General features: G+C 63.8%; 9 protein-coding genes. 7 read left to right on the top strand and 2 right to left on the bottom strand.

Going from position 1 to position 8464, the window contains the following annotated elements; translation table 11 throughout:
* Nucleotides 1-52 precede the first annotated feature (52 nt).
* From secY to map, 3 genes are read left to right on the top strand one after another with little or no spacing between them, the layout of a single operon-like run.
* Nucleotides 53-1378 carry a preprotein translocase subunit SecY gene (secY, locus tag IEX78_RS16140; protein WP_188829834.1) on the top strand — a complete coding sequence of 442 codons (1326 nt, stop codon included), beginning with the start codon at nt 53-55 and terminating at the stop codon, nt 1376-1378.
* A complete protein-coding gene (locus tag IEX78_RS16135; RefSeq protein ID WP_188829833.1) occupies nt 1375-1920 on the top strand; it encodes an adenylate kinase in 546 nt (181 codons plus the stop codon). Before secY ends, IEX78_RS16135 begins: the two co-directional genes overlap by 4 nt.
* Before the next feature lie 3 nt (nt 1921-1923).
* The gene (gene map / locus IEX78_RS16130) at nt 1924-2721 is read left to right on the top strand and encodes a type I methionyl aminopeptidase (protein ID WP_188829832.1); all 798 of its coding nucleotides are present in this window, start codon (nt 1924-1926) and stop codon (nt 2719-2721) included.
* A gap of 27 nt (nt 2722-2748) precedes the next feature.
* On the opposite strand, the gene dtd is transcribed toward map, so the two are convergent.
* Together dtd and IEX78_RS16120 are read right to left on the bottom strand one after the other, a co-directional pair.
* A complete protein-coding gene (dtd, locus tag IEX78_RS16125) occupies nt 2749-3180 on the bottom strand; it encodes a D-aminoacyl-tRNA deacylase (RefSeq protein WP_188829831.1) in 432 nt (143 codons plus the stop codon).
* Nucleotides 3181-3189: 9 nt separating this feature from the next.
* Nucleotides 3190-4707, bottom strand: coding sequence for a hypothetical protein (locus IEX78_RS16120; protein WP_188829830.1), 1518 nt, complete (start codon nt 4705-4707; stop codon nt 3190-3192).
* A gap of 163 nt (nt 4708-4870) precedes the next feature.
* Here IEX78_RS16120 and IEX78_RS16115 point away from each other — a divergent pair, with 163 nt between their 5' ends.
* The 4 genes from IEX78_RS16115 to IEX78_RS16100 all read left to right on the top strand — a co-directional run bounded on the left by IEX78_RS16115 (nt 4871) and on the right by IEX78_RS16100 (nt 8457).
* On the top strand, nt 4871-6760 hold the full coding sequence (locus tag IEX78_RS16115) for a hypothetical protein (protein ID WP_188829829.1): 1890 nt from the start codon (nt 4871-4873) through the stop codon (nt 6758-6760).
* A 3-nt stretch (nt 6761-6763) separates the two neighbouring features.
* A complete protein-coding gene (locus IEX78_RS16110) occupies nt 6764-7558 on the top strand; it encodes an ESX secretion-associated protein EspG (RefSeq protein WP_188829828.1) in 795 nt (264 codons plus the stop codon).
* Nucleotides 7559-7668: 110 nt separating this feature from the next.
* The gene (locus IEX78_RS16105) at nt 7669-7986 is read left to right on the top strand and encodes a hypothetical protein (protein ID WP_188829827.1); all 318 of its coding nucleotides are present in this window, start codon (nt 7669-7671) and stop codon (nt 7984-7986) included.
* Between the two features lie 15 nt (nt 7987-8001).
* Nucleotides 8002-8457, top strand: coding sequence for a YbaB/EbfC family nucleoid-associated protein (locus tag IEX78_RS16100; protein ID WP_188829826.1), 456 nt, complete (start codon nt 8002-8004; stop codon nt 8455-8457).
* Nucleotides 8458-8464: the final 7 nt, after the last annotated feature.

The raw sequence follows: 8464 nt of genomic DNA, 5'->3' as shown, positions 1-8464 counted from the left end.
TCGTCATGTGCTTTGCCGCATGGCATGACCATGTCGTTCGCCAGGAGGATCTGTGCTTTCCGCCTTCGTATCGGCCTTCCGGACTCCGGACTTACGGCGGAAGATCCTCTTCACGCTGGGGTTGATCGCGCTGTACCGGTTGGGTGCCGCGCTGCCGTCCCCCGGTGTTGATTACCGCGCTGTCCAGGATTGCGTGAAGCTCGTCTCCGGCGGTGAAAACGCTGGGATTTATCAGCTCATCAACCTGTTCTCCGGTGGTGCGCTGCTTCAACTTTCGGTGTTCGCGATCGGCATCATGCCTTACATCACCGCGAGCATCATTATTCAGCTGCTTACCGTCGTCATCCCGCGGTTCGAAGAACTGCGCAAGGAAGGCCAGTCCGGCCAGACCAAGATGACGCAGTACACCCGCTACCTTTCGGTGGCGTTGGCGATCCTGCAGGCAACGGGCCTTGTCGCGCTCGCCGCGCGTGGTCAGCTGTTGCAGGGCTGCCAAAAAGACATCCTCGCCGACACGTCGGTCTTCGGCATGATCATCATCGTGCTTGTCATGACCGCCGGTGCGTGCTTGGTGATGTGGTTCGGCGAGCAGATCACCGAACGTGGTGTCGGCAACGGCATGTCGCTGCTGATCTTCGCCGGTATCGCCGCCCGTCTGCCGCTCGACGGCAAGAACATCCTCGACAGCCGTGGTGGGCTGATCTTCGGCATCGTGTGTGCCGCGGTGCTGCTCATCCTTGTCGCGGTGATCTTCGTTGAGCAGGGTCAGCGTCGCATTCCGGTGCAGTACGCCAAGCGCGTTGTCGGGCGAAAGATGTACGGCGGTTCGTCGACGTACCTGCCGTTGAAGGTCAACCAGGCCGGCGTTATCCCGGTGATCTTCGCGTCGTCGCTGCTGTACCTGCCTAACCTCATCGCTCAGCTCACGTCGTCGAGCACGACAACCGACCCGAGCTGGTGGCAGGAAATCATTCAGAAGTACCTGGTGGATCCGGGCAACCCGGTTTACATCGCGATCTACTTCGGTCTGATCGTGTTCTTCACCTACTTCTACGTCGCGATCACCTTCAATCCGGAGGAACGCGCCGACGAAATGAAGAAGTTCGGCGGCTTCATCCCGGGCTACCGTCCCGGCAAGCCGACCGCCGACTACTTGAATTACGTATTGAGCCGCATCACCCTGCCCGGCTCGATCTACCTCGGCCTCGTCGCCATTTTGCCCAACCTGTTCCTTGACATGGGAGCTGGCGGGAGCAGCGCGGCGAGCCTGCCGTTCGGCGGCACCGCGGTGCTCATCATGGTCAGTGTGGGTCTCGACACTGTGAAGCAGATCGAGAGCCAGCTGATGAATCGAAATTACGAAGGGTTCCTCAAGTGAGAGTTGTTCTGCTCGGTCCGCCCGGTGCTGGTAAAGGCACTCAGGCCGTCCTGCTTTCCGAAGAACTGGGCGTTCCGCACATCTCCACCGGAGACCTCTTCCGCGCCAACATCAGCCAGCAGACCGCGCTTGGTCGCGAGGCGCAGAAGTACATGGATGCCGGTGACCTTGTGCCGTCGGACGTCACCAACCGCATGGTCGAGGCACGCGTTGCCGAGCCCGACGCGGCCAACGGCTTCGTGCTCGATGGCTACCCGCGCACGGTCGACCAGGCTGAGGCGCTCAAGAAGATCCTTGAGCTCAACAACGCCAAGCTCGACGCGGTGCTGTGCTTCGTCGTTCCCGAGGACACCGTTGTCGAGCGCATGCTCGCGCGTGGTCGCGCCGACGACACCGAAGACGTGATTCGCAACCGGCTTCGGGTGTACCGCGAAGAGACCCAGCCGCTGCTTGAGTACTACAAGGACATCGTTGTCACCGTCGACGGCGTCGGCGAGGTCAACGAGGTCAACGAGCGCGCGCTGAAGGCGCTGGGTAAGTAGCCCATGGCCTTTCGCCGGAAGAACAAGGTCGTCCCGTTCCGCTCAGCGGGCGAGCTCGACATGATGGCCGCCGCGGGCGCGATCGTCGGACAGGCGCTTGTCGCCGTTCGCGACGCGGCCAAGGCTGGCGTGTCGACGCTTGAGCTCGACGCGGTTGCCGAGGCGGTTATCCGCGACGCGGGCGCTGTCCCGTCGTTCAAGGGCTACCACGGTTTCCCCGGGTCGATCTGTTCTTCGGTGAATGACCGAGTAGTGCACGGGATCCCATCGGCGAGCGATGTGCTCGCCGATGGGGACCTCGTTTCGATCGACTGTGGTGCCATTCTCGATGGCTGGCACGGTGATTCGGCGTGGACGTTTGGCGTCGGCCAGATCATCGAAGCCGACCGTCTGCTTTCGGAGGCCACGCGGCTTTCGATGGAGGCTGGCATCGCGGCGATGCTGCCCGACAGCCGCCTCACCGACATCTCGCACGCCATCGAACTCGGCACGTACGCGGCTGAGGAATTGCATGGTCGCAAGTACGGGATCGTCGACGGTTACGGTGGCCACGCCATCGGCACCGAAATGCACATGGAACCGTTCCTGCCGAACGAAGGCGCGCCCGGTAAGGGCCCACGTTTGGTTGTTGGTTCGGTGCTGGCGATCGAGCCAATGCTCACGCTTGGCACCACGCAGACCCGCACGTTGGGCGACGACTGGACGGTCGTCACGACCGACGGTTCGCGCGCGGCGCATTGGGAGCATTCGGTCGCGGTCACCGAAGATGGGCCGCGCATTCTGACGTTGCGCCCGGAGTAGCACTCAGCCAGTTTTCGTTCGGCCCGTTCACAATTCGAGCAGGATTGTGACCGGGCCGTCGTTCGTTAACGACACCTGCATGTGCGCGCCGAAGCGGCCGGTTTCTACTGTCGCGCCGAGGTCGCGGAGCGCTTGGGTGTAGGCGTCGACCAACGGCTCAGCCACCGCGCCGGGTGCTGCCGCGTTCCATGCGGGGCGACGACCCTTCGCGGTGTTGGCGTAAAGGGTGAATTGGCTGATGACGAGGATCGGCGCGTTCACGTCGGCGGCCGACTTTTCGTCATCGAGAATCCTTAAGCGCCACGTCTTTTCAGCAAGCGCCTTGGCTTTGGCTGCCGTGTCGTCATGGGTCACGCCAACGAGCGCGACCAACCCCTGCGGGTTCGGTTCGATCCGTCCGACCACGTCGCCGTCGACGGTGACCTGTGCCTGGGAAACTCGTTGGAGGAGTGCTCGCACCCGACCAGACTAGGGCGTGCCGAAGAACAGGATGTTGTCGCCGTAGCTCGTGAGCGGATTCGCTTCTGCCGCTTGACGAATGCCGCTTGCGGGGAGTTCGGTGACCTTCGCGAACATTGGTGCGTTGCCGAAGGCGGCGCGGACCTGGGTTTCGGAGGCGTAGTCAGCGCCGTAGTCGGCCAAGGTGGCGAAGTCGAGTGGGCGCAGCGGGGCGTCGAGTGGGGCCTGGCCGGTGGGTCGGCCTAATGCCGCGTACTGGGTCGCGACGCCGTTTTCGTAAAGGCACAGTTCGTAGGAGATGTTCTCGATGGTCGCGACGGTCAGCGTCGGCCATTTCTCCGAAAGACGCAGTGCCAGAGGGTGTTTGGCGAGCGCGCCGATTTCCCAGTTGAGGCTCTTCACCGAAATCCAACTGCCTGACGACTGTTCGACGAGGATGACGTCGGTTGCCAGTTCCGTCGCGGAGTTGACCTCGGGTTCCTTAACGCCCCAATGCCTTTCGTGCACGCCTGCGAAGCGGCCCGCCTCGACCGGGGCGACATCATCACGTTCGAAGGCCGCGATAATCGCCGCGCGTACCTGTGCCAGCGCGTCGGGTGCGGAGCAGCGCACCGCGATCGCGCCGTAGGTGGCGGTGATTTCCACCGGACGCGACGGCGGCTCGGGCATCGCGCCAGCGGCGAGCGGCTTCAACCCGACGAGGGCTAGTCGCCAGTTGATCTCGTCGATCGTCGCGAGGTCGCCGCCCGATTGGTAGAGGATCTGCTGCTGCGTGAGCCTGCCAGCCTTTTCCAGCGTCGGCGCGCCGAGTTTGATCAGCGCCTGCGACGTTTTCAAGGTGAGGTCGAGTTCTTCGACCGGCGTTTCGCGCAGTTTGGCGGTGGTCGCCGTGGACGTGATTTCGGCGTAAATCGCGCGATAGCTGGCGATGGCCTGCTTGCGCGACCGGCCAACCATCATCGTGCGCAGCAGCGTGCTGAGGCTGGCGAGGTATTTGCCGGGACCGACCCCGTCGATGGCGAAACGCGCCGCCCGAATACGCGCGGCGTCCTCGGTGGCCGCCACCGCCGACGTGTGATCGAGCCGCGTGAGCCACACCCCGCACTTCGACAGCCCGTCGGCGCACATCGGCGACACATCGGGATAGTCGTTGGCGACCTGCCGGTACGCCTGGGTTGCACTGCGAATGGTGTTGGTAGCCAACTGTCGATGCCCGACGAGCCGCGTCGCCTGCTCAAACAGTCGCAACGAATCCTGTAGCGCGCCCGCGTACTCATAACTCACGTAACCAGCGACAAGCCAGTGCAACCGAATCGCGACAGCTTCCTGCGACGGTTCAAGCGCCTCAGCAATCCGATCCCGGCTAGACGGGTCGTTGTGGGTGGCGACAAGCGCCTGCGCGAGCTCGGTGAGCGAGGTGGCAAGCCGGAGGAAATCAAGGGGATCTTGACTGCGGGTGGCAGTACGGTCGGCGGCGACGCGGCGTTCAAGCGCGCTGACGTCGGTGCCAGGTGCTGCTATCGCCATGTCGATCTCCGACCCATTTCCGAAGCTGTGTACTGCGGTGTTGCTGACCCTGAGTCTGTCACAGATCCCGCACGGTCGTCGCAGTGACGGGGACGCGAATTCGTGGTTGACGGAATGTGTTGGGGCTGGGCACATTCCGTTGTGGTGGCTAAGCTTTCGCACCGTGGGCGATAAGACTGCGTGGGACGGTGCGGCGAGCAAAGCGACGATCCGGGTCGAAACCGGGGCAGCCCTCAAAGCCGCCAACGCGTGCCGCGACATGATCGCCGTGCTCAAAGGCTGCAAGGACGCCCTCGCGCCGGGCAAGCTCAACAACTATTCAGTGGCCGCGATCGGCGGCGACGAGGTGCATGCTGGTCCGCTTCGCTCGCGGTTCATCGAGGAGACGACCCAGGCCTACGACACGGTCGGCAAGTTCATCGACGCGCTCCAAGACATGACCGACATGTTCAAAGACGCGGGCGCGCTCTACACCGGCAACGACACGCTCAGTGCGTCGGAGCTCGCGACGCTCAACAGCAACAAGACCGCGTTGAGTGGGGTGTCGAAGGAGCCGCCCGCGTCGAGCTATAAGGACGCGATCGGCAAAGCGCCTTGGTACATGCCACCGCACTTTCAGCTGGGCGGCGGCCACGACGATGATATCGAGCTGGCGAAGAAGCCAAGCACACCGAAACTGGGAAAAGCCGAGGAAGCCGATATCTTCGGACCGCATGCACGTTCGCCAAAGAGCATGGGATGGAAGGACTTACAAGCGCTCGGTCAGCGCATCGATTGGTGGCAGGTGGCCGGTGACATGCCGACCTGGCAGACCCTGGCGACCGAGGTCGACAAGGCGGGCACGGCCTTCCAATCCGGAATCCGCACGATCACCAAGGACAACTGGGAGAGCAACGGAGGCGACGCGGCCTTCACCGCGGTGCAGGGCTTTGTCAAGTCGATCGGGGAGTTGCGCGACGGGTTCACGATGATGCACTCGGCGCTGCAGTACTTCGTCGACTTTCTGCATGCGACGGAGGTGTCGATGCCGGTGCCCGCCAACGGCGAGACCTGCGATGACGTGAGCGAAGTACAGGACCTGTACAAGGACCACTACTACAACGGCTTCGACGAGGTGCAGAAGATGTATCCGGTCGCCGCCGTCCCGTCCGTGCCGAAGGGCGCGCTCGGGCCGCCGCCCCCGGAGAAAGGCAAGGAGAAGCCCGAGGATCCGGGCAAGCGCGGCGACGGTACCGGCGGCAACGGTCAGGGCGGCGGAAGCGGTTCGGGCTCGGGAGCTGGGTCCGGCGGGCAATCGGGCAGTCAGGGCGGCGGCGGTGGGTCGCAAAACGCGGGAGCGCAAGACAGGGCGGCCCAAGACAAAGCGGCCCAGGACAAGGCCGCCCAAGACCAGCAGCAACAGCAGGTTGCCGCAGTGCAGAAGCAGCGCGAAGCCCTGGCGAAACAGCAGCAGGAACTCGACAAGCAGAAACAGAACGCACAGGGTGCCGGTAATCAAGGCGCGACCGGTGGAACGGGGACCGGGCCCACATCTGGAAGCGCGGGCGCGGCGAAGGGCACGTCAGGCAGCAGCGGTTCCTCGAACGGAAATTCCGACCTGTCGTCGCTGATTTCGGCGATCTCAGGTGTCGTCTCGTCGGTCACCCAATCCCTACCGAGCCTGATCGAGGCGCTCGCGAAAATCGACGTCAGCGCGATGACGCCGGACCTCACGGAATTGACCAAGACGCTCGCGCAGTTCCCTGACCTGCGTACCGCGATCGTCGATTCCCCGCAGTTCGCCCAGGTGCTTGCCGACAAACCCGAATTGGTGCCGGTGGCCCAGACGCTTGGCCTCACTCCGACGAACCCGATCACCCAACCGGTGGCCGCCGCACCAGAGCCTGTCACGGCGTTCCCGCGCGCCACGCTCCCCGATTTCACCAATCTCGGCTCCGACATCGTGTCGCCCCTTGTGGCGGCCAGCGCCGACGCTGGCGAGGCCGTCTCCCGCGTGGCGCGCGAGGTGGCCGACGCGGCGACGGCGATCGAGCAACGTCGGAGCGCGATCTAAGCCATGACGCGTCAATGGGATTTCACCGACATCGAATTCAGTGTCCTCTGGGAGCGGCTGGTCGGGCCGGGGATGCCGAGGCCGCTCACCTTCGTGAGCGAGATTCAGGACGCGCTTGAGTTCGAACAGCGCGAGTACGAGGCGTGGGTACGGTTACGCGACCGAATCGACGGTGAGTTGCAAGCGGCGATCGAGACGCTCGCGCGGCCGGAAGTGTATGTGCGCCTGCGTGGTTGGTACGACCGCGATTCGGAAAGCGCGGCGCACATGATCAAGGCCCGGGCGGCGCGGGCCGGCGCGCAGGGCTACCTCGTTTACCAGCGTCCTGGTCGAACCGCTTGGCACAGTTCGGGTTACAGCATCGTTGAGTGTGGACCCTATGGGTTGGCCGAGGCGATTGTGGCGCTGATGCCCGACGTGCCTGCTGGGCAAACCGGCATCATCCCCCTCCTCAGCGGTGAGGCGCGACAGGACAACTACGAACCTCGCCCCTCGATGATCTTCGACGAGGCCGACACCGGAGTCGCGACGCGGCACGCTGCCTTCTTCGCGATCGAGGCGGAGCGGACCGGGCTGATTGAGACGTTGCAGAACCAGTCGATGTTCGGGTCGCGTGGCATGGAACGCGACATCATCGTCTGGCGCGACCTGCCCGGCGATGGTCGCTACGGAATCGGGTTGCCGTCCAATGATCCGGTGGCGGAGCCGATTACCCGAAAGCTGTTGGCGGCCAAGGTGGATCGCTCGATCGGGCGAATGGTGGAGCGTGTCGAGTCGCACTGGGAGGCGAGTCAGTGAGCCACGATTCATGTTGGCGTAAGCCAGGATTCGCATTCGTCGGGCAGAGTTGTTGCGCAAGCGAACGAGATGTGATGTGCTCGACGGCACAAGCGAAAGGGTGATCGGTAATGGCCCCGAAACTCGAATTCGACGCCGATCTGTTTCGCGCCGCTTCGCGTAAATCCGATGCGGTGCACGACAAGATCGACGCGGTACTCACCACCCTCAAAGCCGCGATCGACGCTAAAGACGGCTGCTGGGGCGACGACACCCTCGGCACCAACTTCGCCACCGGCGGCGACGGCGGTTACACCAAGATGAAGTCGGCAACCACCACCAACGCGCAGGCGATGGCCGACGCGATGGGCAAGTTCTCGGCTGGTCAGGCCGATGCGGCAGCCAAGATCGACAAAATGGAGCACGGCAACCGCGATGGCTTCGCCTGATCGAGCGCCAGAGCCATGACTAACGACCAAGCCAAAGCCGACCTAGCCGACATCATCGACGGCGTGCAGGAGCAGTTGCGTGCGGTCGCGCGGATTCAGCAGGCGCGATCGGAGATCACCGCCAGCGCCACGGTTCGCCGTCGGGTCACCGTGACCGTCAACGCCGATAACCAGGTGATTGATACGAAATTCAGTACCGACATCGACGACCTTGAGTACGCCGAGATCGCCAAGGCCGTCACCGAGGCCGCTCGACAGGCGAGCGCGGAGGTCGCGCGCAAGATGGGCGAGCTGATGACGCCGTTCCAGACCCAGCGTGCCCGGATGCCGAAGCTGTCCGACCTCATCGACGGCATGCCTGACCTTTCGATCCCGCCGACCGTCGCCGCTCCGCTTACCCCGCCCGCTCGTCGTACTGATGACGAGCCGGCGCGCGAATACCGTGGCGCGGCAACGGATTCGAGCTGGTGACCTAACC

This window comes from Nocardia camponoti (genome assembly GCF_014646135.1).
Lineage (GTDB): Bacteria > Actinomycetota > Actinomycetes > Mycobacteriales > Mycobacteriaceae > Nocardia > Nocardia camponoti.
The sequence above is the reverse complement of the archived record's forward strand: the minus strand, read 5'-3'. Positions and strand labels throughout refer to the sequence as shown.